The following is a 22,365-nucleotide window of genomic DNA, read 5'->3' as shown; positions in this document are numbered from 1 at the left end:
ATCGACCACGACCAGGCCAAGCTCACCCACGGTCAGATCGGCAACGACCTGGTCGGCTGGATCAACTTCCAGCCGCTGTACGACCAGATCGTCCGCTCGGAGCCGGACCTGTTCGACTGACCGGCTGCGGCCTCAGCGGCCTCAGCGGGCGACGCGGAAGCCGACGTCGTCGATGACCAGGGTGGGGTGGCTGCGCCGCCGCACCGAGGCGCGGCAGCTCCAGTGCTCGTCGAACCAGCCGCCGCCGCGCAGCACCCGGTAGCCGCCGTAGACCTCGGCGTCGTAGACGTCCCAGCACCACTCCCAGACGTTGCCCAGGGTGTCGGACAGCCCCCAGGCGTTGGGCCGCTTCCCGGCGACCTCGTGCACCCGGCCGCCGGAGTTGCCGCGGTGCCAGGCGATCTCGTCGAGCGCGCCGTAGCGCGCCGCGGTGGTGCCGGCGCGGCAGGCGTACTCCCACTCGGCCTCGGTGGGCAGCCGGTAGCCGTCGCCGGGCAGCCGCTCGGCGCTGTGGCCCTCGACCCGGTAGACGGGGGTGCGGCCCTCGGCCGCCGACAGCGCGTTGCAGAAGCGGACCGCGTCCAGCCAGGAGACGCTCTCGACCGGCAGCCGATCGCCCGTGGCGGCGCTCGGGCGCAGGCCGGTGACCTCGGCGTACCGCTCCTGGGTGACGGGCGTCGCGCCGAGGTGGAAGGCGGCGACCTCGACGGTCCAGCTCCGGCTGGTGCGGCGGTCGGACAGCGTCACCCGGCCGGGCGGCAGGGCGATCAGCTCAGCGCTCGTCCCAGGGCTCGCCCCAGGGCTGGTTCCAGGGCTGGTCCCATGGTTCGTCCCAGGGCTCGGCTCGGTGCTCGTCATCGGCTGCGAGCTTAGCCCCCAGCCGCCGGTCCACCTCCAGGTGCGGGACCACCGGCGGCTCGTCGACCCGGATCGCCCTGGTCCAGGCGTCGAAATCGGCCAGCTTGGCGGCGTCCTCGGCCCGGCCGCGGCTGCGCAGCCGCTCGCGCAGGGTCGCCGCGTCCGAGCGGATCCACACCAGGTGCACGGGCGGGCCGCCGAGCTGCTCCACCCACTCGCGCCACAGCTCGGCGTCGTGAATCTGCGAGGTGAACGGGCCGTCCAGCATCACCGGGCAGCCCCGCGAGCGGATCTCGCGCGCCAGCCGGGTCAGCCCGCCGTACTCGTGCCGCTTGACGTGCTCGTCGTACCACGGCCCCTCGCGCTCGCCGAACGGCCTGCCGTACGCCTCCAGCACCGCCGCCACGAAGCCGCCGTAGACGACGTCCTTGTCGAGCAGCGCGGGCACGGGGTCGAGCCGCGTGAGCAGCTCGGCGGCGACGGTGGACTTGCCCGCGCCGGGCGGGCCGCTGATCACCCATGCTGGAACCATGCGGCCTACGCTATTTCGCGTACGGCGGTGCCGCGCCTGAGCGGACGACCCGCGCGCGTGCCGCGGCCAGACTCGCGGCATGCTGCTGACCGCCCTGCGCCTGCCCGATCTGCGGAAGAAGATCCTCTTCACCCTCGGGGTGATCGTGTTGTTCCGGTTCGGGCAGGTCCTGCCCGCCCCCGGGGTGGACGTGGTCGCGGTACGGCAGTGCGCCGCCGGAGCCAAGGGCGGCGTCTACGACATGCTCCAGCTCTTCAGCGGCGGCGCGATGCTCCGGTTGTCGGTGTTCGCGCTCGGGGTCATGCCGTACATCACCGCCAGCATCCTGATGCAGCTCCTCGGCACCCTGATCCCGCGACTCGACGCGTTGCGCAAGGCGGGCGAGACCCGCAAGCTCACGCAGTACACCCGCTACCTGACCGTCGGGCTGGCCGTGCTGAACGCCGCCACGGTCGTCACCATGGCGGCCACCGGGCAGCTCATCGGCAACTGCGCGACCCCGCTGCTGCACACGACCAGCCCGTTCGCGCTGGTGGTGCTGGTGCTCACCATGGTCGCCGGGGCCTGCGTGGTCATGTGGCTCGGCGAGCTGATCACCGACCGGGGCATCGGCAACGGCATGTCCCTGCTGATCTTCACCCAGGTGGTCGCGGTCTTCCCGTCCTACCTGTCGAGCATCTTCGTGATGAGCCCGTTCGCGCTGGCGGTCATGCTGGCCAGCGGCGTCTTCCTCGTCGCCGCGGTGGTCTTCGTCGAGCAGGCGCAGCGGCGGGTGCCGGTGCAGTACGCGCGGCGCATGGTCGGGCGGCGCGTCTACGGCGGGAGCAGCACCTACATCCCGCTCAAGGTCAACCAGGCGGGCATCGTCCCGGTGATCTTCACCTCGTCGTTGCTCTACCTGCCGGTGCTGCTCCAGCCCGTGCTCGGCGACTGGGTGGCGGTCTACCTCATGCGCGGCGACCACCCGGTCTACATGCTGGTGTACACCGCGCTGATCGTGTCCTTCGCCTACTTCTACGTCTCGCTGACCTTCAACCCGGTCGAGGTGGCCGACGCGATCCGGCGGCAGGGCGGCTTCGTGCCCGGCCTGCGTCCTGGCCGGCCGACCGCGGCCTACCTGGGCTTCGTGCTGTCGCGGCTGACGGCGCCGGGGGCGGCCTACCTGGCGGCGTTGTCGCTGATCCCGCTGATCGCCTTCGCGGTGCTGCGCGATCCGGCGACCCAGCAGAACTTCCCGTTCGGCGGCGCGACGGTGCTGATCATGGTGGGCGTGGGGCTGGAGACGGTCAAGCAGGTCGAGGCGCAGGTGCAGCAGCGCGACTACGAGGGCCTGCTGCGCAACGGCGCGCTCTGACCCCGGGCTACGGCTGGGCGAGGCCGGCGCGGATGGCGAAGACGACGAGCTGGGCCCGGTCGCGGGCGCGGAGCTTGACCATGGCCCGGCTCACGTGCGTGCGGACCGTGTCGGGGCTGATCACCAGCTCCCTGGCGATCTCCTCGTTCGACAGGCCGCCGGCCACCCACGCCACCAGCTCCCGCTCGCGCGGCGTCAGCGTCTCGATCCCCTCGACCGGCGCGGCCTCGCCCCGGCCGCCGAAGCGGGCGATGACCTTGCGGGTGATCGCCGGGGAGAGCAGCGCCTCGCCGGCGGCGACGACGCGGATCGCGTTGACCAGTTCCTCGGGCGGGCTGTCCTTGAGCACGAAGCCGCTCGCCCCGGCCTGCAGGGCGGCGAAGACGTACTGGTCGAGGGCGAAGGTGGTGACCATCACCACCCGGGTCGCGCGCAAGGCGGGATCGGCGGCGATGGCCCGGAGGGTCTCCAGGCCGTCGAGGCCGGGCATCTGGATGTCGAGCAGCAGCACGTCGGGCCGGACGCGGGCGAGCAGCGCCAGCGCCGCCCGGCCGTCGGGGGCCTCGCCGGCGAAGCTCAGGCCGGGCTCGCTGTCGATCAGCGCCCGCAGGCCCATCCGGACCACGGCCTGGTCGTCGGCGACCGCGACGGTGATGCCGGCGGGGTCGGGGGCGTTCACGTGGCCGGGAACCGGGCGAGGACCCGGAAGCCGCCGCCGTCGCGTGGGCCGGCGCTGAAGTCGCCGCCGGCGGCGGTCACCTGGGCCCGCATCCCGGCCAAGCCGCGGCCTTCGCCGCCGCCGTCCCAGCCGCGGCCCCGGTCGGCCACCTCGACGACGAACTCGCACGGGTCGGCGGCGAGCCGTACCAGCGCGGTTTCGGAGCCGGCGTGCCGCAGGACGTTGGTCAGGGACTCGCGCACCACGCCGAAGACCGGCTCGCGCAGGTGGGCGGGGATGGCGGGGGCGGACTGCTCGACGGCCACCTCCAGCCCGGCCGCGCGCACGCCGTCGAGGAGCCGGGGCAGGTCGCCGGGCTCCACGGGGGCGCGGTCGAGCTCGTCCAGGGCGCCGCGCAGCCGGGTGAGGGCCTCGGCGCTGGTCGCCCTGATGGCCTCCAGGGAGGCTCTGGCCTGGGCGGGGTCCTGCTCCAGCAGGCGCAGGGCGATCCCGGCCTGGAGGGAGATGGCGGCGAACCCGTGCCCGGCCACGTCGTGCACCTGCGCGGCCAGCCGGGCCCGCTCGGCCGCCAGCGGATCGGCGGAAGACACCGCGGATCCGGCGGCCTCCCCGCAAAAACCAGGAGACCCCACCGCGAAGCCGGCGGGCTCCCCGGAAGAACCAGGAGACCCCACCGCGAAGCCGGCGGACTCCACCGGAGGGCCGGAGGGCAGGTCGGTGCGGGCGGCGCTGGTGACGGTCGCGGCGGGCGGGGCCGGCGGCTGGAGGCTCTCGGTGGCGGTGCGGGCCGCCGCGGCGGCGAAGGGCCACGGGACGGCGAGCCAGCCCGCCCAGGCGAGCATGGCGACCGCGGGCAGGTCGCCCACGCGGGAGACGGCCGCCAGCGACCTCCGCAGGCGGCCCGGACGGGCCTCGCGCAATCCCCCCATGGTGTCCCCGATCCTAGCCACCCGGGCGGGCGGCCGCGGCCCGGGTCAGGAGCCGGACAGCCAGCGCAGCGGGTTGTCGCGGGTGATCGCGGTGATCTGCTCCTCGGCCACGCCCGCCTCGCGCAGGCGCGGCAGCAGCAGGTGGTACAGGTGCGCGTACCCCGGCCCGGCGTAACGCTGGATCTGCGCGACCCGGCTGACGCCGGAGCTGAGCAGGATGCGGTCGCCCAGCCCGTCGGCGAGCAGGCCGAGCGCCAGCGGCAGCGGGTCGGCGCCGCCGATGGAGGTCAGGGCCACGTACGCCCCGGCCTCGGCCAGCTTGCGCGCGACGGCGACGTCGTCACCGGTGTAGGAGACGCTGATCCGCGAGCCGGGCACGCCCTCGCCGATGAGGATCTCCAGCAGGCCCAGCCCGTCCTGGCCGTGGGTGGCGATGGGCAGGTGGGAGGAGAGCGAGGCGCGGGCGGCGGCGACCAGGCACCGCTCCTCGACCGCGGTCGGGGTCGCGCCCCAGCAGCCGACGGCGCCGATGACGCCGGGGAAGACGCCGGTGCCGTCCAGCCCGGAGGTGATCTCGAACATCAGCCGCGAGGTGAGCTCCTCGACGTCGGCGTCGCCGGCCTGGACGAACGGCTCGGCGAACAGGCCGGTGGCCGCGATGACCGGCACGCGGCTGCCGGAGGAGATGCGGACCAGGGAGGCGGCGTCGCGGCCCGTGCCGATGCAGCTCAGCTCGACGACCAGGCCGAGCTGGTCGGACTGGCGCAGGTCGCGCAGCTCGGCGGTGACCGCCTGCTCCTCGTCCAGCCAGCGGTGCGGGTCGGAGTCGATGCCCACGGCCCAGCGCAGATCGGTGCGCAGGCGCTCGTGGGGGAGCACGGTCCCGTGCAGGGTGGAGACGCGGATCGGGCCGGTGACGGCGCGGAGCATGACCTCGGGCATGCCAGACATTAACCGAAAAATCGTGAAAACTTACTACCTGAGCGGAAAGCTTTACCGAGGAAACGGTTAGTCGGGACGAGTGTGCATCAACCGGGTTGCAAGTCGTGGCTCGTATCCTGGAGTCGTGGCCGTTAAGGAGACCGGAGACGCCGACCAGCTCAAAGACGAGGCTGCGCGGCGTTCACCCATACACACGTGGCTGGAGCGGGTCCGCTCGACCCGCACCGGCGCCCTGACCCTCAAGATCGTCATCGGCACCATCGGCGCCGTGATGGTGGTGGGCGGGCTGATCATGGTGCCCTTCCCCGGCCCCGGCTGGCTGGTCGTCTTCGCGGGACTGGCGGTGCTGGCCACCGAGTTCCACTGGGCGCACCGGCTGCTGGAGTTCGGCAAGCGGGTGCTGCACGCCTGGACGGAGTGGTACAAGCGGCAGGGCTGGACGGTCCGCATCATCGTGCTGCTGGTGACCCTGGCCACCATGGCCGCGATCATCTACCTGGGCATGAAGAGCATCGGCATCGACCTCGTCCAGGTCGGTCACGACCTGCTTCAGAGGTAGAGCCCCGTGCCGTGGTCGGTCTCCTGGGTGGCCACGGCGTGCAGGTCGCGCTCGCGCAGCACGAGGTAGGTCGTGGCGTGCAGCTCGACCTCCAACTGGTCCTCCGCGTTGAGCAGCACCTTGTCGCCCACCTTGACGGTGCGGACGTTGGCGCCGACGCCGCAGACCTCGCCCCAGGCCAGGCGGTTGGGCGTCTTGACGGTGGCGGGGATGACGATGCCCGCTCCGCTCCGGCGCTCCTCGGCCTCCTGCTCCAGCCGGATCATCACCCGGTCGTGCAGCATCTGGATCTCGAATTTCGGGTCTGGCACACCACGTAGTGTAGGCCCCCGGACATTTGCGCAGGTAAGTGTCTTCGCCGGTGCATGATCTCCCTGGTCGGTTATAACCGTCCGGTGATTGTGCTGCTCGGGGGATCTGGATTCATCGGCCGTCACGTCGAGGCCGCGCTGCGGGAACTGACCCCGCAGGACGTCGTCGTCCTGCCGAGGGGGGAGGACCCGCGCCCGCTCACGCCCAAGGTCGTGATCAACTGCGCCGGAGCCACCCGCGGCAGGCCGGGCGAGCTGGTGGCCGCCAACGTCGTGCTGGTCTCCCGGCTGCTGGCGATGATCGAGCCGGGCACGCGGCTGCTGCACGTCGGCAGCGCGACCGAGTACGGCCGGGTGCCCATGGGGCCGCCGGTGACCGAGGAGACGACGTGCCTGCCGGTCACCCCCTACGCGCTGACCAAGCTGACCGCCACCGAACTGATCCGCGCCTCCGAGGCCGAGGCGACGGTGCTGCGGCCGTTCAACGTCGTCGGGCCGGGCGCGACGATGGTCGGCAAGCTGGTGCGCGACCTGCGGGCGGGCGGCGACCTCGTGGTCGGCGGGCTGGAGCTCTACCGCGACTTCGTGGACGTGCGGGACGTGGCCCGGGCGGTGGCCCTGGCGGCGCTGAGCGACGAGAGCCTGCCGCCGGTGCTCAACCTCGGCGGCGGGGAGGCGACAGCCGTACGGGATCTGGTGTCGACGCTGGTCGAGCTGGCCGGCCCTGGGCGGCGGGTGACGCCGGGGGAGACCGCGCCGGAGGCGGTGCCGTGGTTGTGCGCGGACGCGACGGCCGCCGGTCAGGCGCTCGGCTGGCGCCCGGAGATCAGCCTGCGCCAGGCCCTGCAGCACGCCTGGGAGTTCACCGGCGAGGCCGCCGGACAGCAGGACGCCCCGCGCGAGCCCGAGGAGGCCGGCGATGAGTGAGCCGGCGAGCCGGCTGCTCGCGGCGCCGGTGCCGGCCTGCGTGCCCGCCTACTTCCACCCCGGCCAGGGCGGCGACGCCTGGCGGCGGCTGCTGGCGCACCCGCCGCGCATGGTGGTGCTCAACCTCGGCGACGGGCCCGGCGAGGCCAAGGACCCCGCCTTCCCGCCGCTGGTGGCGAGGCTGCTGGCGGCCGGCACCGAGGTGCTGGGTTACGTCGACACCGACTTCGGGCTCCGCCCGGTGGCCGAGGTCCGCGCGGACCTGCGGCGCTACCGGGCGTGGTACGGCGTGCGCGGCGTCTTCCTCGACCAGACCGCGGCGGGCGAGGACCGGCTGGGCCACTACCGCGAGATCGTCGACGGCGTGCGGGGCACGATCGTCCTCAACCCGGGCGTCTACCCCGACCCGCGTTACGCCGACCTGGCGGACGTGCTGGTCACCTTCGACGGGCCGCTGTCGGCCTACAAGGCGATGCGCGAGCCGGCCTGGGCCCGCTCGCTGGCCCGTGGCCGCTTCTGCCACCTCGTCCACGACGTGCCCTCCCGCCAGCTCGAACCGACGATGCGCCGGGCCGTGCGCTTCGCCGGTCTGGCCTACGCCACCGACCGCTCCGGGCCGCAGCCGTGGGGTGATCTTCCGGCTTACCACGGCAGGCCGCTCGTGGCAGGATGACGCCATGATCATGGCCTTCGGCACGACCGGCTGGCAGTGGATCAACCCGCCCCGCGAATGGGTGGCCGACGGGGGCCTGCGGGTCTTCTGCGATCCCGGCACCGACCTGTGGCGCCGGACGCACTACGGCTACGTCTACGACACCGCCCACCTGTTCGGCCGGGTCCTGCCCGGCGACCTGCGGCTCACCGCCACCTTCGCCGGCGAGTACGGCGAGCAGTACGACCAGGCCGGGGTGGTGCTGCGCATCGACGAGCGCACCTGGACCAAGGCGGGCGTGGAGTACGTGGACGGCGGCCTGCACCTGAGCACGGTCGTCACCCGCGAGGTCTCCGACTGGTCGGTGCTGCCGCTGCCGGGCGCCGCCGGGCCGGTCACGCTCGACCTGCGCCGCGAGGGCGACGCGGTCTTCGTCCGCTACGGCCTCGACGGCGCCGAGCCGGAGGAGATGGTGCGCCTGGCCTACTTCCCGCCGGAGCAGCCCGCGCTCGCCGGGGTGATGGCGGCGGCTCCGGCCGGCAAGGGCTTCCCGGTGCGTTTCACCGACGTCCGCCTCACCGAGGGCCAGATCCAACGGCCGGCAGGGTGAGGGCGGCGAACACCGCGCGGTGGTCGGTGCCCGGCACGGTGACCGCCTCGAAGGCGGTGACGCCGATCCGCCGGTCGGCCAGCACGTGGTCGATGGTCACCCCGGGCACCGGACCGTAGGCCAGCATCGGCCAGGTCGCGGTGAGCCCGTGCCCGGTGACCTCGGCGGCGTCGCGGTAGCCGCTGTCCAGCAGCTCCCGCAGGTGCCCGTGGTCGAGGGTGGCGTTGAAGTCCCCGGCCAGCACGGTCAGCCGCGGGCCGCCCCGGGGCAGCGCCCGCAGCCCGTCGCGCCAGCAGGGCAGCCGGGTCTCCGGCTTGGGCGCGCACGGATGCACCGAGACCAGCTCGAACTCCGGCCCACCGGCCGGCCGGACCAGCGCCCGGCTCTGCCGGAACGCGCCGAACTCCAGCATCGGCAGCTCGCTCAGCGGGTGGCGGGAGTAGATCGCCGAGCCGACCGCCCCCGGCGTGGCGCGCTCGACCGCGTGCGGGAGCAGCTCGCGCAGCGGCGCCAGCCGCTCCCGGGACTCGGCGGTGAGCTCCTGCACGGCGAAGACGTCCGGCCGCAGCCGCCGCACCAGCGCCAGGACGGCCTCGGGGTCGGCCACGCCGAGCATGAGGTTGGCCGACAACACCCGCAGCGGCCGCCCGGTGGAGTGCTCGCCGTCCGGGAGGTAGCGGGGCGTCACGGCGCCGGCGAGCACGAGCGTGGTGACCAGCAGCACGCCGGTCGCCACCCGGTCACGCGCCAGCGTCGCCGCCAGGAGGGTGAGCGCCGAGCCGAGCGCGACGTACGGCGTGAAGGCCACGAGGGCCACCCACGCCCACGGCCCCTCCACTCCCGAGGTGCGCAGGAGTGCCCAGACCGCCAGGAGGGCCGCGACCGGCCAGAAGATCCATCTCATGTCGTGGTATCTCCACTCGCGCGCGGACCGGTTCGTCCCCCAGGATGGCGGCATGCACGATGCCGAAACCAGAATCCTCGACGCGATCGACGACGCCGAGACGGTGAACCTGCTGGCCGACGCCATCCGGGTGCCCAGCGTGACCGGGACCGACGCCGAGTCGGAGCTGCTGCACCACTACGCCGGGCTGTTCGGCGAGGCCGATCTCGACGTGGACCTCTGGAAGCTCGACCTGGAGCGGTTGTGCGCCCGGCCGGACTTCCCCGGCATCGAGGCGCCCAGGAGCGAGGGCTACGGTCTGGTCGGCGTGACCGAGGGCGAGGGCAGGCCCGCCCTGATCCTGCAGGGGCATGTGGACGTGGTGCCCACCGGCGACCTGACCAAGTGGAAGGGCAGCGACCCGTTCGCGCCGCGGATCACCGGCGACACGCTGCACGGGCGCGGCGCGTGCGACATGAAGGCCGGGCTGGTGGCCAACCTGGCGGTGGTGCGGGCGTTGCGGCGCTCGGGGATCCGGCTCGCCCGGCCGCTGGCGCTGCACTGCGTGATCAGCGAGGAGGACGGCGGGCTCGGCGCCTTCGCGACGCTGGCCCGCGGGCACACCGGCGAGGCGGCGGTGATCACCGAGCCGACCAGCGGCACCGTCATCACCGCCAACGCCGGGGCGCTGACCTTCCGCATCGAGGTGCCGGGCCGGGCCGCGCACGGCGCCTCGCGGCAGGAGGGGGTCAGCGCGATCGAGGTGTTCTGGCCGCTGTTCCAGGCGATCCGGCGGCTGGAGGGCGAGCGGAACCGGGACCTGCCCGCGGTGTTCGCCGGGAACGCGCTGCCGTACCCGATCGAGGTCGGCACCGTGCGGGCCGGCGACTGGTCCAGCAGCGTGCCGGACCTGCTGGTGGCCGAGGGGCGGCTGGGGGTGCGGCTGGGCGAGGACCCGGCTGAGGCGCGCGCCGCCTTCGAGCAGGCCCTCGCCGAGGCGGCCGGCTCGTGGCTGCGGGACAACCCGCCGGTCGTCACCTGGCCGGGCGGCCAGTTCGCCAGCGGCCGGCTGCCCGCGGGGCACGAGCTGCTGGACCAGGTGAACGCGGTCGTGGCCGAGGTGCGGGGGAGCGTCCCGGCCGAGTCCGCCGCGCCGTACGGGAGCGATCTGCGGCTGTACAACGGCGGCGGCATCCCCACCCTGCACTACGGGCCCGGCGACGTGCGCTTCGCGCACGCGCCGCGCGAGCAGGTGGAGCTGAGCGAGCTGCGCGAGGTGACCCGCGCGCTCGCCCTCCTGGTGGTACGGCGCTGCGGCATCCGCTAGACGGCGACCCCGCTCTCGACCGGCAGCCCGGCCTCGACCCAGTCCTGGATGCCCTCGCGGTACTTGCGCACGTCGGTGTAGCCGAGCGCGAGCAGCTTGCGGGCGACCGCCTCGCTGTTGGGGCAGGCCGGGTTGGAGCAGTAGGTGACGATCGCCGCGTCGCGGTCGGGCAGGAGCTCGGCCGCGCGCGCGGCGACCTCGCTCTCGACGAGGGCCACGGCGCCGGGCAGGTGCTGCTGGGCGTAGTAGTCGCCGCCGAGCGCGTCGACCACGGTCACCGTGCCGGCCTCGATGGCGGCGCGCAGCTCGGTGCGGCTGATCAGGGGTGTGGACATTGCGGCCTCCGAACGAAGTGGACTACAGTCCGTTTCTGTGGATGCCTCAGAAATTAGCGGACCGCAGTCCGCTTCGTCAAGGCCGAAGGAGCGGGCCGACGCCGCGCGCAACCGGGAGAAGGTGCTGAAGGCCGCGGCCAAGCTCTTTCGCGAGAAGGGCGTGGCGGCGGTCTCGATGGACGCGGTCGCCGCCGAGGCGGGCGTCGGCAAGGGCACCCTGTTCCGCCGCTTCGGCGACAAGTCCGGGCTGGCCGTGGCGCTGCTCGACGCCCGGGAGCGCGAGCTGCAGACCGCGATCCTGTCCGGCCCGCCGCCGCTGGGCCCCGGCGCGCCCGCCCGCGAGCGGCTGGCCGCCTTCGTCTCGGCCTATCTCGACTACCTGCTCGCCCACCTCGACCTGGTGCGCATGTCGGAGACGGCGAGCCCCGGCGCCCGCCAGCGCATCGGCGCCTACCGCTTCTGGCGGCAGCACGTGGCGATGCTGCTGGCCGAGGCGGCGCCGGAACGGGACGCCGGCGCGCTGGCCGGCGTGCTGCTCGCCGCGCTGTCGGCGGAGGAGGCCGGCGCGCTGGTCGAGGAGTGCGGGGAGGGGCGGGCGCGTGCGGCGATAAGCGACATGGTGGGGCGAATGTGAAGGATCGGGGCTAGGTAGGTTAGTCTTACCTAAGTTCGGTTACCCCCTGTGGGCGCGCTCCGCCGTGCCACAAGGACAAGGATCACGCATGTCGCTCAGCTTCCCCCGCAAGCTCGCCCTGGCGGCGGCCGTCACCTCGGCGCTCGCCCTGGCCGGTTGCTCCTCCGCCACCCCCTCGGCCCAGCCGAGCGCCTCGGCCCCCGCGCCGGCCGGCTCCAGCGCCGCGCCCGCCGCGGCCTTCCCGGTCACCATCGACAGCGCCCTGGGCCAGGCCGTGATCCCCGCGGAGCCCAAGCGCGTGGTGACCCTCGGCCAGGGCTCGGCGGAGACCGCGATCGCGCTCGGCGTCGTCCCGGTCGGCATCGAGAGCTACGCCTGGGGCAGCGACCCGAAGACCGGTTACCTGCCGTGGATCCACGAGGCGGTGACCAAGGCCGGCGCCACCCTGCCGGTGCAGTTCGACGGCGGCGAGAACATCGACGTGGAGAAGATCGTCGAGCTCGACCCCGACGTCATCCTGGCCCCGTGGTCCGGCGTGACCAAGGAGCAGTACGCCGTCCTCAAGGACATCGCGCCCACGGTCGGCTACCCCGACCTGCCCTGGAGCACGAACTGGGACGAGCAGATCCAAATCGTCGCCAAGGCGCTCGGCAAGGCCGAGGAAGGCCCCAAGCTCGTCGAGCAGGTCAAGAAGCAGCTCGCCGACGCCGCCGCGACCCGCCCGCAGTACCAGGGCAAGACCTTCTCCTACATCTACACCACCGGCCCCGGCACGCTCGGCGTCTTCAAGCCGACCGAGCAGCGCGCGGCCATGGTGAGCATGCTCGGCCTGACCCCCGACCCGGTCGTGGAGACCTTCAAGGAGACCGAGGGCACCGACTCGGCGATCATCGGGCTGGAGAACGCGCAGAAGCTGAAGGACAGCGACGTGATCTTCACCTTCTACACCGACGAGAAGACCCGCAAGGAGATCGAGGCGCAGAAGCTCTACGCCGAGATCCCCGCGATCAAGCGCGGCGGCGTCGTCTACAGCCACGACGCGCCCTTCGTCACCGCCTCCTCGATCATCACCCCGCTGACCGTGCCGTGGGTGATCGACAAGTACCTGCCGCTGATCGACAAGGCCGTCGCCACCGCCGAGAAGTGACCCTCACCACCGTGAAAGCCCCGCCGGCCACCGGCCGGCGGGTGCTGCTTTTCGCCGGGGCCGTGCTGGCCCTGGCGCTGGCCGTGCTGGCCAGCATCGCCTTCGGCAGCCATCCCACCTCGCTCGGCGACGTGGTGGCCGTCCTGTCCGGCACCGCCGACCCGAACCTGGTGACGGTGGTCGAGAGCCGCTACCCGCGCACCGCGCTGGGCATCCTCGCCGGGCTCTGCCTGGCCGTCGCGGGCACGCTCATGCAGGGCGTCACCCGCAACCCGCTGGCCGACCCCGGCCTGCTCGGCATCACCGCCGGCGCCTCGGCCGCGGTCGTCACCTCGATCGCCTTCCTCGGCGCCGCCGGCCAGGGCGGCGCGGTCTGGTGGGCGCTGCCCGGCGCGCTGCTGGCCGGCCTGGTCGTGCACGTCATCGGCTCGGCCGGCGGGGGCGGCGGCGTGGCCCGGCTCGTGCTGGCCGGCGCGGTCGTCACCGCCGTGCTCTCGGCCTACGTCCAGGCGGCCACGCTCAGCCTGCCGCGCGTCTTCGACAGCTACCGCTACTGGGTGGTCGGCGCGCTGGGCGGGCGCGACTTCCCGGTCCTGTGGTCGGTGCTCCCGCTGGCCGTGGCCGGGCTGGTGCTCGCCGTCCTGCTCGCCCCCGGCCTCAACACCCTCGCGCTGGGCGACCAGTCCGCCGCCGCGCTCGGCGCCAGCCCCGCCCTGATGCGCGCCGGCGGCCTGCTGGCCGCGATCCTGCTCAGCACCGCGGCCACCGCCGCCGTCGGGCCGATCGCCTTCGTCGGCCTCGCCGTCCCGCACATCGCGCGGGCCATGTCCGGGGTGGACATGCGGGCGCAGATCGCCTTCTCCGCCGTCGTCGGGCCCGCCCTGCTGCTCCTGGCCGACGTCGCGGGCCGCATCGTGCTCCAGCCCCAGGAACTCATGGTCGGCGTGATCACCGCGTTCATCGGCGCGCCCGCGCTGCTGCTGGCCGTACGCCGGATGCGGGGCACCTCGTGAGCCGGATCGTCCGCATCCCGATCGCGCGGGCCGCCGTCGTGACCTTCGCCGCGCTGCTGGCCTGCCTGCTGGCCGCGAGCGTGGCCACCTTCACCCTGGGCCGGCTCGGGCTGAGCGTCGAGGACCTGTACACCGCGCTCACCCAGGGCGCGGCCGACGGCAAGCAGGCCTTCGTCCTCGAACGGCTGCGCGGACCCCGCCTGGTCGTCGCCCTCGGCGTCGGCGTCGCGCTCGGCCTGGCCGGGGCGCTCTTCCAGACCGTCACCCGCAACCCGCTCGGCAGCCCCGACGTCATCGGCCTCAGCGCCGGAGCCGGAGCGGGCGCCGCCTTCGTCGCGCTGCTCCTGCCCGGCGTCGTGCCCACCCCGCTCGGCGCGCTGGCCGGGGCGGCGCTGGCCATGCTCGTGGTGTACCTCGCCACCGGCTCCGGCTTCCGCCACCCCGGCCGGCTCATCGTCGCCGGCATCGGCGTGCACGCCATCGGCGTCGCGATCATCCAGTACGTGGTCTACGCGGTCGAGCGCGACAAGGCCACCGTGCTCACCGCCTACGTCAACGGCAGCCTCAACACCCGCTCCTGGGAGCAGGCGCTGACCATCTGGATGGTGCTGGCGGCGGTCGTCCCGTTCGCCATGCTCGTCTCGCAGCGGCTGAACGTCTCGGAGTTCGGCGACGAGCTGGCCGCCGGCCTCGGCGCCGAGCCCAAGAGCGCCAGGACCGCCGCCGTCGTGCTGGCCATCGTGCTCAGCGCGGGCGCGGTCACGGTGGCCGGGCCGATCTCCTTCATCTCGCTCACCGCCCCGCAGATCGCCCGGCGGCTGACCCGGCTGCCCGGCCCGCACCTGACGCTCTCCGCGCTGACCGGCGCGCTCCTGCTGGTCCTGGCCGACCTCGCCGCGCAGCAGCTCCCGCTGCCCACCGCGCTGCCGGTCGGCATCTACACCCTGGCCCTCGGCGGCCTCTACCTCGGCTACCTGCTGATCCGTGAATGGCGAAAGGGAACCCTGTGAGCCTGGCAGCCCGCGACCTCACCATCTCGTACGGCGGAGCCCCCGTCGTGCGGGACCTGACCCTCGACCTCCCCGCCGGCGAGTTCACGATGATCATCGGGCCGAACGGGTGCGGCAAGTCGACCCTGCTCAAGGCGCTGGGCCGGGTGCACAAGCCCGCCTCCGGCCAGGTCCTGCTCAACGGCAAGGACCTGTGGTCCTACCGGGGCCGGGAGGCCGCGCGGCACGTCGCGCTGCTGCCGCAGAACCCGCTCGCCCCCGAGGGCATCACCGTCGGCGCCCTGGTACGGCGGGGCCGCTACCCGCACCACACGCTGCTGCGCCAGTGGTCGCCCGGCGACGAGAGCGCGGTGGCCTTCGCCCTGGACCGCACCGGCCTCGGAGACCTCGCGCACGCCCAGGCCGGCCAGTTGTCCGGCGGACAGCGCCAGCGCGCGTGGATCGCGATGGTGCTGGCCCAGCAGACCGAGCTGCTCCTGCTCGACGAGCCGACCACCTTCCTGGACATCGCCCACCAGTACGACCTGCTGGAGCTGTGCCGCGAGCTGCACGCCGAGGGCCGCACCATCGTGGCCGTGCTGCACGACCTCAACCAGGCCGCGCGCTTCGCCACCCACCTGATCGTCATGCACCGGGGGCAGGTCGTCGCGCAGGGGCCGCCCGCCGAGGTGGTCACCTCCGAGCTGGTCCAGGAGGTGTTCCAGCTCGGCTGCGACGTGCTGCCCGATCCCCGGACCGCGACCCCCATGGTGGTGCCGCACTCGCGGGCGACCCCGGTCCCGTAGCTCAGCGCGCCGCGAAGCTCAGCAGCAGGTCGCCGGTCGCCTCGGGCGCTTCCAGCATGGGCAGGTGCCCGACGCCGGGCAGCAGCTCGACCCGGGCGCCGGGCACCGCCTCGTACCGGCGCGCGGAGGACGGCTCCCAGCGGGGGTCGGCGGCGCCGAAGATCACCAGCACCGGCAGGCCGAGGCCGGCCAGCCGCTCGGGCACGCCGCGCTCGGCGAGGTACTCGGTGTTGCGGCGCAGCACGGTCCGCATCACGGGGTAGGAGATGCCGCGGACGTCGGCCACCACGTCGTCCGGGAGGTTCACCGGGAGCGCGGCGGTCGCGCTGATCCCCTTGCGGATCAGCGCATCCGAGCGCCTCGACCACACCAGCGGGCCCAGCGGAGGGGCCAGCATGATCCGGAGGATGAGCGGCTGCCGGAGCAGCGCGTCCGGGCTCGGGCCGCTGCTGATCAGGGCCAGCGAGCCGACGAGGTCGCGGCGGTGTTCGGCCAGCGCGGTGGCGACGTAGCCGCCGCTGGAGTGCCCGGCCACGGTGACGTGCCGCAGGCCGAGCTCGTCCAGCAGCGCCGCCACCTGGGCCGCCTGCGCGGACACCTCGTACGACGAGGCGGGCGGGGACTGGCCGCAGCCCGGCAGGTCGACCCGGATGACGTGATGGCGGGCCGCCAGCGCCGGGACCATCGGCTGCCAGAACCCGCTCGAGGCGCCCGAACCGTGGATGAGCAGCAACGGCGGCGCCTGTCGTGGCCCGTCGTGGACCACGTGCATGCCGTGCGAGTGCTCGATGGTGTGCCCAGTTGTGCGCCCAGTTGTGTGCTCGGTTGTGTGCTCGGTCATGCTGGGAGCGTGCCCGGGTGGCCGGCCGCCCGTCTTGGACGAATGTTCCCGCGGCCGGCCGCCCGGTCTACGGCCGGGTCACCAGTCGCCGCCCTCGTCGCCGCCGTCGAAGACCTCCTCGGCGGCCTCTTCCACGACCTCCTCCACGACCTCGCCGACGATCAGGCCGCCGGCCACGCCCGCCGCGACGCCGACGGCCACGCCGCCGAAGCCGCCGCCCTCGTGGTGGCCGGACAGGCCGTGCGGCCGGTAGTGCGGCGTGCCGTACGAGCTGAGGCCGGTCAGCCACTCGCGCAGCCGCAGCGGCCAGTCGGTGCGCAGCGCCTCCTCGTGGGTGAGGGAGAAGCGGCCGATGGCGTCGTCGGTGTAGTGCCCGCCCGCCTTGTCCGCCTCGATGATCACGTCGAGGGTGTGCGGGGTGGCCACGAAGGTGATCTCGATCTCGCCGACCGGCGCCTGCGCCGGCGGGTGGAACTCGATCTCCTGGTAGAACGGCAGCTCCTGGCGCACCCCGTACAGGCTCCCCGCCTCCAGGTCGGCGGACTTGACGCGGAAGCCGAGGTCGAGCAGCGCCTCCAGGATGGCCCGCTGCGAGGGCAGCGGCTCGACGGCGAAGACGTCCAGGTCGCCCTTGTCCACCGCCTTGGCGATGGCCAGCTCGGTCCGGACGCCGACCGCCATCCCGGTCAGCGGCCGGCCGCCGATCCGGGTGACCGGCGTCTCCCAAGAGGTCGGCAGCTCGAAGCCGATCACCTTCTGCTCGCCCTTGGCCAGCGTGAACGGGCCGGAGACGCGCACGCTCCCGAACTCCGACAGCGCGCCGGACTCGGCCTCGCCGTGCTCCACCTCGATCCGGGCGACGAGGTGGAGGGTGACGTGCTCGATCTCGGCGTCGAAGTCGCCGCCGGCCAGCCGTACCTCACCGGACAGCGAGCCGCCCGGCTGGATGCTCGGCGTGGCCAGGACGGTGTCCACCGAGGGCGCGCCGACGCCGAAGGCACCCAGCATGCGTTTGAAGACCACGAGCTTGTTCTCCTGTCGGATGTGCGGATCTGCGTCCAGGTGAACGATCATGCCGGGTGCCGGGTTCCTGCGTGCGGTCAACGCCCTCTGACACGCACCTCGGCCAGGGTGAGCGGGTGCGTCTCCGAGGCGAGCTGGATCCGGACGTACCGTCCGGTCGTGCCCGCGGGCAGCTTGACCGTGCTCGGCCGGCCGGCCTGCTCCCGCACGTGCACCGCGGTCACGCCGGGCGCGGAGCGGGCCTCTTCCAGGCCGTCGGCGGTGATCGGCTGCTCGGAGGCGATCACCCAGTAGTCACGCAGCCGGTCGGCGCAGCAGTCGGTGCGGTTCCAGATCTCGACGCTGTCCAGGGACGCCGCCGCGCCCAGATCGACCTGCCACCACGCCTGCCTGGCCGGCTCGGCGGTGTGGCTGACCGAGCCGGCCCAGAAGGCGCCGTCGGTGTTGCCGTCCACCGCCCGCGAGGCCGGCGCGTCGTAGCCGGTGCTCTGCTGCGTCGCCGGCTTGCCCTGCGCCAGGTCCGGCAGGACCACCGAGACGGGGATGGAGTACGGCACGCGCAGCCGCCCGGTCTTGAGCGTCGCCTGGAGGCTCAGGTCGGCCGGCTGCGCGCCCTCGGGCACGCTCACGCTGACCGGCACCTCCACGCTCGCGCCCGGCTCCACGTGGCCGAGCCGGCTGGTGGCCGGGGTGACGGTCCAGCCCTCGGGCGCGGCCACGGACAGCGTCGCCGCGCGCATCGGCCGCGAGCCGGTGTTGGTGACGGTCACCTTGCCGGTGACGCTCTGCCCGGCCTGCACGTGCTGCGGCACGTCGTCGGCGAAGCGGGGGAGGGCCGCCACACCCGGGGTCTCGATCTTGAAGGAGTAGGCCCACTGCCCGGTCTCGGCCGGGGTCGTGACCACCACGCGGCCCTGCCCGTCCCGGGTCCACGGCAGCGCGCCGCCGTCGGAGCCGAGCAGCGTGATCCGCGTCCCCGGGCCGACCGGCACGTCCGCGCCCAGGGTGAGCTGCTCGCCGGGCCACTTCAGCGCGGTCGCGTACAGGGCGCCGTCCTTGACCGTGTACCTGAGGTCGTCGGGGCCGCCCTTCTCCTCGGCGCGCGTCCAGTACGTCGTGCCGTACATCGCCTCGCCGTTGACCTTCAGCCACGCGCCCATGTCGAGCAGCCGCTGCCGCTGCAGCTCGGGGATGGTGCCGTCGGCCTTCGGGCCCACGTTGAGCAGCAGGTTGCCGTTCTTGCTGACGATGTCGACGAAGGAGTCCACGAGCTGGTCGGAGGTCAGGTAGTCCTCGACCGGCTCGTTCTGGTTGAAGCCGTAGGAGTGCGCGATGCCGCGGCTGGACTCCCACTTGACCGGGTCGATGTCCGGCTTGACGGAGTACTCCGGCGTCTGGAAGTCGAGCTCGGGGCTCTCCAGCGCGCCGCTCTCGATCTTGCAGCGGTTGGCGACGGCCACTTCCTTGCCCGCCCTGGCGGCCTTGTTGTAGTAGTCCGCGATCACCCCGGCGGTCTGCCACTGCGCGGCCGAGCGGTCCCACTGGCCGTCGCACCACAGGATGTCCGGGTCGTAGCCGTCGATCAGCTCGCGCATCTGCGGGAGCATGTAGTCCTTGACGTAGTCGCCACCCTCCTGGCCGCCCGTGTACGGCACCGGCTGGCCCGTGTAGGGGTTGCGCGCCGGCTGCCCGGTGAACTGCGGGTTGTACCACTCCATCAGCGAGTAGTAGAAGCCCGCGCGCAACTTCCCGTCCTTGCGGGCCGCGGTGAACAGCTCCTTGGCCAGGTCGCGCTTCGGCCCCATCGCCACCGTGTCCCGCCCGCTCACCTTGCTGTCCCACAGGGCGACGCCCTCGTGGTGCTTGGAGGTGAGCACGAAGTACTTGGCCCCGGCGTCGTTGAACAGCTTCACCCAGTCGGCCGGATCGAACTTCTCCGCCTTCCACTGCTGGGCGAACCGGTCGTAGTCGGCGTCCTCCCCGTAGGTCGCCCGGTGGTAGGCGTTGGTCGCGTTGCCGGGGGAGTTCATGTAGTACCAGTACCACTCCGCGTAGCTGCCCCTTGGACCCCAGGCGGGGACGGAGTAGGCGCCCCAGTGCAGGAAGATGCCGAACTTGTCGTCGTTGAACCACTTAGGGGTCGGATGGCTGTTCAGCGACTCTACGGTTGGCTCGTAGGGGTCGGGGGTGGTCTGGGCTTCGGCTTGGGCCGGGATACATCCGATGACAAGGAGGGTGGAGAGGGCGAGGATGCGCTTCAGGCGGAGCATGGCACTCCTATGTGGGGGGAGAGATCGGATGAAACATAACCCGATCTTTCGTTCGCTCACAAGGGAGATCGGCGAATGTGCGGGGACTCATCGGAGGTTTCTGTGGGTCATCCGCGGATCGTCTGGGGCCGCACACGGGAAGCTCCTGGTCGCCCTCGGCTGCTCCCGGCCTCATGGGGGCCTCGTGGTGAAGTGCTTCATTCCGGTGGAGTGGGGGTGTGGGGGGCTCCGCCCCCCACGAAGAACGGCCCGAGCCCGAAGGGCGAGGCCCGAATGTCAGAAGGCGCCGCGGACCTCGACGATGTCGGCGAGGGGGAACTCCAGGTAGTCCCCCGCCTCCTCACACCAGGCGTCCAAGGTGGCGCCGCGGAGTTCGCCGTGGCTGACGGTCGCGGTGAGGCCGTCGGTGAGGCGGATGCCGGCCCGCACCCCCCGGTCCACGACGAAGCCGAGGAGCGACTGCTGGGCGGTGGGCAACCGGGTGGCCATCCGCCCGATGACCGCCCAGGTGCGGCCGTGCTGCTCGCCGTCGGTCTGGGTGGCGACGAGGCGTTTGGCGTGCTCGTGCGGGTCGGGGGTGGGCTCGGCGATGATGTACGGCGGAGCCACCTCGGCGACCTGCCCGCCGGGCAGGAGGATCAGCTTGCCGTTCTGCTGCCGCTCGGCGGGTTCGGTGAGCAGGGTCCGCCGGATGGTGATCTCGCCGGTGTCGGCGACGGGCACGGGGGCGTAGCCGTTGTCGCGCAGGGCGTTGAGGGTGCGTTCGGCGGGCGCGGAGCTGACGAGCACGGTGGGGGCGAGCAGCCGCAGGCCGAGCCGGGTGAGCCGGCGGTGGGCGGCGATCTCGGCGAGCAGCGCCGGGTCGGATGCCTGGACGATGCAGCCGACGGTGGTGACGGTGACCTCGCCGTGCCGGCGGGCGACGTCGCGGACGAGGTAGTCGAGGGCTTGCGGCACGGTGCCGACGCCGGCGAGTTCTTCGAGCAGTTCGTCGGCGTCGTGGCCCTGGTCGAGGGCGCTGCGCACGCTCTCGGGGGTGAAGCGCCACACCGAGGCGGCGCCCCGGGCTTCGCGTTCGGCGACCCGGTCGAGGAGGGCGGCGAGTTCGGCCGAGGGCGGCCCGGTCACGACCGCGGTGAGGTCGGGGCCGAACAGGGCGCTCCGCCGTACGCTGGCCAGGGCCCGGGTGGAGGCCTCCATGAGCGCGGGGTCGTGCTCGACGGCGGGCACGGAGTCGGCGTTCTCGTCGCCGGCCTTGCCGGCCAGCCCGGCCAGGGCGCGGCCGAGGTCGGTGAGGGCGTTGTTGGCCAGGACGCCGAGCAGCCGGGCCTCGTCGAGCACGGCCGGCGCGCATTCGGCGAGGAGCGCCTGGTCGAGGAGGGGGGCGTGCCAGTGCACGGCCCGCACCAGGCCGCCGCGGTCGGCGAAGGCGGTGCCGGCCGGCAGGTGCGCCAGGACCTGCACGACGGCTCGCCGTACCCGGGCGACCGAGGGGCCGGCCTGGTCGTCGCCGAGGGCGGTGGGGTACTTGCCGTCGATCTTGCGCAGCGAGGAGCGCTCCATCCGCCACCAGGCCGACAGCAGCACGCGCAGCCGGGCGGCGCTCTCGTCGAGCCGCCAGCGGTCGAAGCGGTCGGTCGGCACCATGCCGCCGGACTTCTCGTCCCAGGCCAGCAGCCGGGCGACGGCGCAGACCTCCAGCAGGAGCCGGGTCTCGTCCTCGTCGCAGCCGGTCTCCTTGGCCAGCCGGCGTACCTCGCGCACGCCGACGCCGCCGGTCTTGAGCAGCGGCAGCGGCGTCTTGGCGGCGTTGTCGAGCAGCGCGGCGCACCGTTCCACCAGGTGCGGGGCGGCCAGGGTCATGAGGTGGTCGACCTCTTCGGGATCGACCGGCAGGGTGGCGACCTCGGGGGCGTCGGGCGTGAAGGGCGGGTGGTAGTCGCCGCCCCGCACGCTCAGCGCGACCTCGCGCGGCATCTCGGCGACGTGCCAGTTGGGCCGGTAGAGCAGGCCGTGGTCGGAGGCCCAGCGTTCGGGGGCGCCGGGGGCGACGAAGCGGTTGCCGTCCACGTCGCGGATGGGGCCGTCCCAGGCGAACTCCTCCAGCAGCCGCCGCGTGCCGGGCGGGGCGTTGGTGAGCAGCGCGGCCAGCCGGTGCTCGTCGCCGAGGACCTCGGCGACCTGGGCGATGGTGCGCCGCCGGTTGCCGTGCGGGGGCAGGCCGAGGTTGCGCGAGAGCAGGCGCAGGGTGTCGTTGGAGATCGTCCAGGAGTTCAGGTAGTGGTCGAGCGGCTCGCCGAGGCCCAGCGGCGCGGTCCACCAGCGGGCGACCGCCTCGGCCAGGTGCACCCGGCCGTCACGGTCGGGCCAGGCCAGCGCGTTGTCGTAGAGGCGGTCGAGCCAGCGGGTGACCTCGGCGGGCGTCGCGTCGAGGAAGGCGGCCAGCCGGTCGACCGTGGGGTTGTCGAGCACCAGGCAGGTCTGGGCGAGTTCGAGGCACGGCAGGGGGAGGTTGCGCATGGCCTCCATGACGGCGAAGCCGTTGCCCAGCCGCTGGGCCAGGGACTCCAGCCGCCGGGGCCAGGGGGCCGCGATGGCGTCCTGACGGTTCGTGAGAACGCGGGCAAGCCTGTCTTCGTCGAGTGTTCGCAGCCAGCCGAGCAGGTGATCATCCATCGGTCAGCACTCTCAGGGGTCGCGCGCGGGACTCGCCGTGAGCCATGACCATCCACGGTAGTGCAGAT

23 protein-coding genes are annotated in these 22,365 nt (G+C 73.3%); 11 read left to right on the top strand and 12 right to left on the bottom strand.

Features of this window, described 5'->3' with window-relative positions; translation table 11 throughout:
- Positions 1 to 141 precede the first annotated feature (141 nt).
- Both AB0I67_RS33985 and AB0I67_RS33980 read right to left on the bottom strand, forming a co-directional pair.
- Positions 142 to 858, bottom strand: a complete 717-nt coding sequence (locus AB0I67_RS33985; RefSeq protein WP_357932154.1) for a formylglycine-generating enzyme family protein — start codon at positions 856 to 858, stop codon at positions 142 to 144.
- Positions 773 to 1,390, bottom strand: a complete 618-nt coding sequence (locus AB0I67_RS33980) for an ATP-binding protein (RefSeq protein ID WP_357932152.1) — start codon at positions 1,388 to 1,390, stop codon at positions 773 to 775. Before AB0I67_RS33980 ends, AB0I67_RS33985 begins: the two co-directional genes overlap by 86 nt.
- A 79-nt stretch (positions 1,391 to 1,469) precedes the next feature.
- On the opposite strand from AB0I67_RS33980, the gene secY reads away from it, so the two are divergent.
- Positions 1,470 to 2,744 (top strand): preprotein translocase subunit SecY, encoded by a 1,275-nt coding sequence (secY, locus tag AB0I67_RS33975; RefSeq protein WP_357932149.1) that lies wholly within the window; start codon positions 1,470 to 1,472, stop codon positions 2,742 to 2,744.
- 7 nt (positions 2,745 to 2,751) lie between these two features.
- On the opposite strand, the gene AB0I67_RS33970 is transcribed toward secY, so the two are convergent.
- Genes AB0I67_RS33970 through AB0I67_RS33960 form a run of 3 tightly spaced genes read right to left on the bottom strand, consistent with a single transcriptional unit; the run spans position 2,752 to position 5,303 of the window.
- Complete coding sequence (locus AB0I67_RS33970; protein ID WP_357932147.1) at positions 2,752 to 3,423, bottom strand: response regulator transcription factor; 672 nt, start codon at positions 3,421 to 3,423, stop codon at positions 2,752 to 2,754.
- On the bottom strand, positions 3,420 to 4,352 hold the full coding sequence (locus AB0I67_RS33965) for a histidine kinase (protein ID WP_357932144.1): 933 nt from the start codon (positions 4,350 to 4,352) through the stop codon (positions 3,420 to 3,422). The genes AB0I67_RS33970 and AB0I67_RS33965 overlap by 4 nt, the downstream gene beginning before the upstream one ends.
- Positions 4,353 to 4,397: 45 nt before the next feature.
- Positions 4,398 to 5,303, bottom strand: coding sequence for an aryldialkylphosphatase (locus AB0I67_RS33960; protein ID WP_357932141.1), 906 nt, complete (start codon positions 5,301 to 5,303; stop codon positions 4,398 to 4,400).
- A 115-nt stretch (positions 5,304 to 5,418) separates the two neighbouring features.
- Between AB0I67_RS33960 and AB0I67_RS33955 the strand changes: the two genes are divergently transcribed.
- Positions 5,419 to 5,853, top strand: coding sequence for a TIGR02611 family protein (locus tag AB0I67_RS33955; RefSeq protein ID WP_357932138.1), 435 nt, complete (start codon positions 5,419 to 5,421; stop codon positions 5,851 to 5,853).
- Here the strand turns inward: AB0I67_RS33955 and AB0I67_RS33950 are convergent.
- Positions 5,844 to 6,164, bottom strand: a complete 321-nt coding sequence (locus tag AB0I67_RS33950) for a co-chaperone GroES (RefSeq protein ID WP_357932135.1) — start codon at positions 6,162 to 6,164, stop codon at positions 5,844 to 5,846. The genes AB0I67_RS33955 and AB0I67_RS33950 overlap by 10 nt on opposite strands.
- A gap of 84 nt (positions 6,165 to 6,248) precedes the next feature.
- On the opposite strand from AB0I67_RS33950, the gene AB0I67_RS33945 reads away from it, so the two are divergent.
- Genes AB0I67_RS33945 through AB0I67_RS33935 form a run of 3 tightly spaced genes read left to right on the top strand, consistent with a single transcriptional unit; the run spans position 6,249 to position 8,353 of the window.
- Entirely contained in the window at positions 6,249 to 7,091 is an 843-nt protein-coding gene (locus AB0I67_RS33945; protein ID WP_357932133.1) for an NAD(P)-dependent oxidoreductase, read from the top strand.
- Complete coding sequence (locus tag AB0I67_RS33940) at positions 7,084 to 7,764, top strand: spherulation-specific family 4 protein (RefSeq protein ID WP_357932130.1); 681 nt, start codon at positions 7,084 to 7,086, stop codon at positions 7,762 to 7,764. The genes AB0I67_RS33945 and AB0I67_RS33940 overlap by 8 nt, the downstream gene beginning before the upstream one ends.
- A 4-nt stretch (positions 7,765 to 7,768) precedes the next feature.
- Positions 7,769 to 8,353: a DUF1349 domain-containing protein gene (locus tag AB0I67_RS33935; protein WP_357932127.1), complete on the top strand. Its 585-nt coding sequence runs from the start codon at positions 7,769 to 7,771 to the stop codon at positions 8,351 to 8,353.
- Here AB0I67_RS33935 and AB0I67_RS33930 read toward each other — a convergent pair.
- Positions 8,319 to 9,257 (bottom strand): endonuclease/exonuclease/phosphatase family protein, encoded by a 939-nt coding sequence (locus AB0I67_RS33930; protein ID WP_357932124.1) that lies wholly within the window; start codon positions 9,255 to 9,257, stop codon positions 8,319 to 8,321. The two genes, AB0I67_RS33935 and AB0I67_RS33930, sit on opposite strands and share 35 nt — an antisense overlap.
- A 52-nt stretch (positions 9,258 to 9,309) precedes the next feature.
- Here AB0I67_RS33930 and AB0I67_RS33925 point away from each other — a divergent pair, with 52 nt between their 5' ends.
- Positions 9,310 to 10,563 carry an ArgE/DapE family deacylase gene (locus tag AB0I67_RS33925; RefSeq protein WP_357932122.1) on the top strand — a complete coding sequence of 418 codons (1,254 nt, stop codon included), beginning with the start codon at positions 9,310 to 9,312 and terminating at the stop codon, positions 10,561 to 10,563.
- On the opposite strand, the gene AB0I67_RS33920 is transcribed toward AB0I67_RS33925, so the two are convergent.
- Positions 10,560 to 10,898 (bottom strand): rhodanese-like domain-containing protein, encoded by a 339-nt coding sequence (locus AB0I67_RS33920; RefSeq protein ID WP_357932120.1) that lies wholly within the window; start codon positions 10,896 to 10,898, stop codon positions 10,560 to 10,562. The two genes, AB0I67_RS33925 and AB0I67_RS33920, sit on opposite strands and share 4 nt — an antisense overlap.
- 37 nt (positions 10,899 to 10,935) lie before the next feature.
- On the opposite strand from AB0I67_RS33920, the gene AB0I67_RS33915 reads away from it, so the two are divergent.
- From AB0I67_RS33915 to AB0I67_RS33895, 5 genes are all read left to right on the top strand, one after another.
- Complete coding sequence (locus tag AB0I67_RS33915; protein ID WP_357932117.1) at positions 10,936 to 11,532, top strand: helix-turn-helix domain-containing protein; 597 nt, start codon at positions 10,936 to 10,938, stop codon at positions 11,530 to 11,532.
- A gap of 88 nt (positions 11,533 to 11,620) precedes the next feature.
- Positions 11,621 to 12,679 (top strand): iron-siderophore ABC transporter substrate-binding protein, encoded by a 1,059-nt coding sequence (locus tag AB0I67_RS33910; RefSeq protein ID WP_357932114.1) that lies wholly within the window; start codon positions 11,621 to 11,623, stop codon positions 12,677 to 12,679.
- A gap of 11 nt (positions 12,680 to 12,690) precedes the next feature.
- Positions 12,691 to 13,692: an iron ABC transporter permease gene (locus tag AB0I67_RS33905; protein WP_357932111.1), complete on the top strand. Its 1,002-nt coding sequence runs from the start codon at positions 12,691 to 12,693 to the stop codon at positions 13,690 to 13,692.
- Positions 13,689 to 14,702: an iron chelate uptake ABC transporter family permease subunit gene (locus tag AB0I67_RS33900; RefSeq protein WP_357932108.1), complete on the top strand. Its 1,014-nt coding sequence runs from the start codon at positions 13,689 to 13,691 to the stop codon at positions 14,700 to 14,702. Before AB0I67_RS33905 ends, AB0I67_RS33900 begins: the two co-directional genes overlap by 4 nt.
- Complete coding sequence (locus AB0I67_RS33895) at positions 14,681 to 15,487, top strand: ABC transporter ATP-binding protein (protein WP_357932105.1); 807 nt, start codon at positions 14,681 to 14,683, stop codon at positions 15,485 to 15,487. Before AB0I67_RS33900 ends, AB0I67_RS33895 begins: the two co-directional genes overlap by 22 nt.
- A gap of 1 nt (position 15,488) precedes the next feature.
- Here the strand turns inward: AB0I67_RS33895 and AB0I67_RS33890 are convergent, their stop codons facing one another.
- The 4 genes from AB0I67_RS33890 to AB0I67_RS33875 all read right to left on the bottom strand — a co-directional run bounded on the left by AB0I67_RS33890 (position 15,489) and on the right by AB0I67_RS33875 (position 22,297).
- Positions 15,489 to 16,328 (bottom strand): alpha/beta hydrolase, encoded by an 840-nt coding sequence (locus AB0I67_RS33890; protein WP_357932102.1) that lies wholly within the window; start codon positions 16,326 to 16,328, stop codon positions 15,489 to 15,491.
- A gap of 78 nt (positions 16,329 to 16,406) precedes the next feature.
- Positions 16,407 to 17,402: a sporulation protein gene (locus AB0I67_RS33885; RefSeq protein ID WP_357932100.1), complete on the bottom strand. Its 996-nt coding sequence runs from the start codon at positions 17,400 to 17,402 to the stop codon at positions 16,407 to 16,409.
- A 26-nt stretch (positions 17,403 to 17,428) separates the two neighbouring features.
- Positions 17,429 to 19,621 carry an alpha-L-fucosidase gene (locus tag AB0I67_RS33880; protein ID WP_357932097.1) on the bottom strand — a complete coding sequence of 731 codons (2,193 nt, stop codon included), beginning with the start codon at positions 19,619 to 19,621 and terminating at the stop codon, positions 17,429 to 17,431.
- Between the two features lie 276 nt (positions 19,622 to 19,897).
- Positions 19,898 to 22,297 (bottom strand): helicase-associated domain-containing protein, encoded by a 2,400-nt coding sequence (locus AB0I67_RS33875; RefSeq protein WP_357932094.1) that lies wholly within the window; start codon positions 22,295 to 22,297, stop codon positions 19,898 to 19,900.
- Positions 22,298 to 22,365: the final 68 nt, after the last annotated feature.

This window comes from Nonomuraea sp. NPDC050310, from assembly GCF_040655795.1.
Lineage (GTDB): Bacteria > Actinomycetota > Actinomycetes > Streptosporangiales > Streptosporangiaceae > Nonomuraea.
The sequence above is the reverse complement of the archived record's forward strand: the minus strand, read 5'-3'. Positions and strand labels throughout refer to the sequence as shown.

What these genes read in the sequence shown, in the direction of transcription:
- AB0I67_RS33985 (WP_357932154.1), bottom strand. Translation starts at nt 858, where the DNA reads ATGACGAGCACCGAGCCGAGCCCTGGGACGAACCATGGGACCAGCCCT.
- AB0I67_RS33980 (WP_357932152.1), bottom strand. Translation starts at nt 1,390, where the DNA reads ATGGTTCCAGCATGGGTGATCAGCGGCCCGCCCGGCGCGGGCAAGTCC.
- secY (WP_357932149.1), top strand. Translation starts at nt 1,470, where the DNA reads ATGCTGCTGACCGCCCTGCGCCTGCCCGATCTGCGGAAGAAGATCCTC.
- AB0I67_RS33965 (WP_357932144.1), bottom strand. Translation starts at nt 4,352, where the DNA reads ATGGGGGGATTGCGCGAGGCCCGTCCGGGCCGCCTGCGGAGGTCGCTG.
- AB0I67_RS33960 (WP_357932141.1), bottom strand. Translation starts at nt 5,303, where the DNA reads ATGTCTGGCATGCCCGAGGTCATGCTCCGCGCCGTCACCGGCCCGATC.
- AB0I67_RS33940 (WP_357932130.1), top strand. Translation starts at nt 7,084, where the DNA reads ATGAGTGAGCCGGCGAGCCGGCTGCTCGCGGCGCCGGTGCCGGCCTGC.
- AB0I67_RS33935 (WP_357932127.1), top strand. Translation starts at nt 7,769, where the DNA reads ATGATCATGGCCTTCGGCACGACCGGCTGGCAGTGGATCAACCCGCCC.
- AB0I67_RS33930 (WP_357932124.1), bottom strand. Translation starts at nt 9,257, where the DNA reads ATGAGATGGATCTTCTGGCCGGTCGCGGCCCTCCTGGCGGTCTGGGCA.
- AB0I67_RS33925 (WP_357932122.1), top strand. Translation starts at nt 9,310, where the DNA reads ATGCACGATGCCGAAACCAGAATCCTCGACGCGATCGACGACGCCGAG.
- AB0I67_RS33920 (WP_357932120.1), bottom strand. Translation starts at nt 10,898, where the DNA reads ATGTCCACACCCCTGATCAGCCGCACCGAGCTGCGCGCCGCCATCGAG.
- AB0I67_RS33910 (WP_357932114.1), top strand. Translation starts at nt 11,621, where the DNA reads ATGTCGCTCAGCTTCCCCCGCAAGCTCGCCCTGGCGGCGGCCGTCACC.
- AB0I67_RS33895 (WP_357932105.1), top strand. Translation starts at nt 14,681, where the DNA reads ATGGCGAAAGGGAACCCTGTGAGCCTGGCAGCCCGCGACCTCACCATC.
- AB0I67_RS33890 (WP_357932102.1), bottom strand. Translation starts at nt 16,328, where the DNA reads ATGACCGAGCACACAACCGAGCACACAACTGGGCGCACAACTGGGCAC.
- AB0I67_RS33885 (WP_357932100.1), bottom strand. Translation starts at nt 17,402, where the DNA reads ATGATCGTTCACCTGGACGCAGATCCGCACATCCGACAGGAGAACAAG.
- AB0I67_RS33880 (WP_357932097.1), bottom strand. Translation starts at nt 19,621, where the DNA reads ATGCTCCGCCTGAAGCGCATCCTCGCCCTCTCCACCCTCCTTGTCATC.
- AB0I67_RS33875 (WP_357932094.1), bottom strand. Translation starts at nt 22,297, where the DNA reads ATGGATGATCACCTGCTCGGCTGGCTGCGAACACTCGACGAAGACAGG.